Genomic DNA, 3,152 nt, shown 5'->3' with positions numbered 1-3,152 from the left:
GCCACCGCTTCTGGTGTCCGCTCCACTTGCTCCTCAAACAGCTCGTGAATCGTCTTGTCCTTCTCATACTCCTTGCCTGTATCATTAAACTCCACCAACACTTGTAGACGTTCTGTCTCGCGTAACATTGATAGTTCCGAAATCTTAGCATGCTCCTGTTTTATAATGTTTCCCAGGATAATTTCCATACTGTATAGCATACTTTCAATAATGAAATTACTAAAACGTTCTGGATTATATGCCATCTTCAATGTCAATACTTGATTTGGTAAAACAATCATATTTAACGGATAATGAGTCTGTTCTATAACTCGTTCCTCAGAAATGCGTAATTCTGCACCAAGGTCTTCATTTGCTTCAGAAGTTAAATAGTTCTCAAATATATATAAACTTTCAAAAAGAGGAGTACCTTGTGGAATCTCACTCCACTCTTGTATGTTAATCAATGAGCTATACCCGTTTTCTTGACATTCCAATTGATTCTCCTGAATCCGCTTGAACCAATCTTTGATTGGTTCATCATCAACTTGCACACGCATCGGAACAGTATTAATAAATAAGCCAACCATACTTTCAACACCCTGCAAGTCAGATGGTCGCCCTGATATCGTGACACCAAACAATATGTCTGCTTCTCGGCTATATCGACTGAATACAAGAGCCCATGCACCCAGTATGAGAGTATTTACTGTAAGTTGGTTTTGATGTGCCCATTTCTCTAATCTCTCTGTCAATTCTCCAGACAACTGACGTTCTGAAACTCCGCTATCCTCTATCACATTTACTTTTCGATACAGCTGCCCCCATTCTAATGGGGTAGGCGATGTGAATCCTTGTAATTTTTCTCGCCAAAATTTCTCTGTTGACTCAACGCTACGATTATTTAACCAAGAAATATACTCACGATAAGATCGTGACTTATCTCGTTTGGGCACATCACCTTTAGAATATGCTATGTAGTATTCAAATACTTCTTTCAAAACACGTGAAGTACTCCATCCATCCAAAAGTATGTGGTGGTGACACCAAATAATTCGATATATTTCCCCGGTCCAAATTATACTTAACCTAGAGGAAATTCCTTTATCAAGTTCAAATCCACGGACTCGATCTTCCTGAATGAACTTTTCCCACATTTCATGTTGAATTCCCTTACACATATCAGTCCAATCATATTCCTCAACCACAATTCGAGCTTGTTTTTTTACCAATTGATGCGGTTCTCTTAACCCCTCCCATTTGAATTCAGATTTGAAAATGTCATATTGATTCATAACTTGTCTATATGCTCGTATCAACGCACGAATATTTGCTGATTTCGATAGTTCACCAGTATTTTGAATCACATAGTTACCCGAATTATTATCATAGAGAGCATGAAATAACATACCGGCCTGTAAAGGAGTAAGTCGGTATATATCTTCAATTGATTGATCTTTCCCCACCACTTCATCAACTTCAGCTTGATTCAATCTCGCAAGAGGAAAGTCAGAAGGAGTGTAGATGCAAGTGTTTGGATTTGCACAATAATCTATGAATTCTACTAGACTCTCCATATACCTATTTGCTACCATTTGAATCGTGTTGGGGGAATGTAGTGACTTACTATATAGCCAAGTAACTCGTAATTCGCTATCAACAATCATTGCATTAACATCTAATACATGTCTACGTGTAGCCCGCTCATCGCGAGAATATCCACTCGATTCTGTTCCCTCGCGAAACATCGATTTTCTTGATACAATCTGATCAAATTGCCCCAAATAATTAAATCCAATACTAGCCCTTTTGGTTCCATTTTCACTGGTTAGATAATTGCTCAAATACCGCAGTACGCCATATCCAATTCCTCGATTTGGAACTCTTCGTACTTGTTCCTTAACAACACGTAAAATATCACCCAGATCCTGTTTCTCCTCATTTCGTACCAACAAAGGATAAACACTAGTAAACCAACCTACGGTTCTCGAGACATCAAGGCTACCCAGAATTTCTTCCCGCCCGTGACCTTCTAAATCCACTAAAAGATCTTGTTGCCCTGTCCAATTACATACCACTTGCAATAAAGCTGCCAACATTACCTCGTGAATGTGAACACGATGTGTTTTCGGAATATTCATAAGTAAAGAACGGGTTTTTTCAGCGTCAAGTGTTACTGTAATACCAGAAACATCTCCTTCCCTGTTTGTGCCTTCTGGATAATCAATAGGAACATCAATTAATCTGGATTCAATCTCCTTTGACTGTGATAACCAAAAGTCCCTTTCCTCTTTAAATTTATCCGATACACTATATTCAATAAGTCGTTCCGTCCAAATTTGAACTGATACCGTCTTTTTTGGTAAACGAATAGGCTCGTTACGTGATAAATCTTCATACGCTTTCTGTAAATCTTCTAAAAGAATTCGCCAAGAGACCCCATCTACTACCAAATGATGAATTACCCATAATAGTTGCGGTTTTTTCGATTCACCCAAATCAAAATACACCAAACGTATTAATGGTCCATGTGTGATATTTACACTTTTTTGCGCACGTTCTACCTCCCTTTCTATGGCCTGTTGCTGGTCACTTTTAGACAACGCAGACAAATTAGCTTCTTCAAAAGGTATATCTTGAGATTCGATATCCGTATAGCTTGATTCCCAATTACCATTTATCTGTGTAAATCGAAGACGAAGTGCATCGTGATGTACCAGTAAATATCCAATTGCTGTGCGCAACCAATCCTTATTTATCGGCGCTATGAGTGAAAGTAGGACAGATTGATTCCAATGATTATATGACGCAAACTCTTGTTCGAAAAACCATTTTTGAATTGGCAATAAAGATACTTTTCCTGTAACCAACCTGTCTTGCATAAAACCGTCCTGCAAAAATTCTGTCACTAAAGCTAGTTCAGAAATTGTTGGATACTCAAAAATTTTTCTCACGGATATTGAAAGACCGCTTTCGCGAGCCTTTGAAACAACTTGAATGCCAAGAATTGAATCTCCTCCTAAATCAAAAAAACTATCATTAACTCCCACATGATCTATACCCAGAACTTCTTCCCATATGCTGACCAGCCGTTTCTCCAGTTCTGTTACTGGTGCCACATACGTTCGCATTCCCACTTCATAATCCGGTTCTGGTAGCGCTCTTCGATCCAC

General features: G+C 38.7%; 1 protein-coding gene. It reads right to left on the bottom strand.

Annotation, left to right across the window (positions count from 1 at the left end):
- A partial coding sequence (locus ACFSB2_RS16735; protein WP_377944249.1) for a condensation domain-containing protein occupies positions 1-3,098 on the bottom strand: 3,098 nt, incomplete at its 3' end.
- Positions 3,099-3,152 lie beyond the last annotated feature (54 nt).

This window comes from Alicyclobacillus fodiniaquatilis (assembly GCF_042678105.1).
Classification (GTDB): domain Bacteria; phylum Bacillota; class Bacilli; order Alicyclobacillales; family Alicyclobacillaceae; genus Alicyclobacillus; species Alicyclobacillus fodiniaquatilis.
The sequence above is the reverse complement of the archived record's forward strand: the minus strand, read 5'-3'. Positions and strand labels throughout refer to the sequence as shown.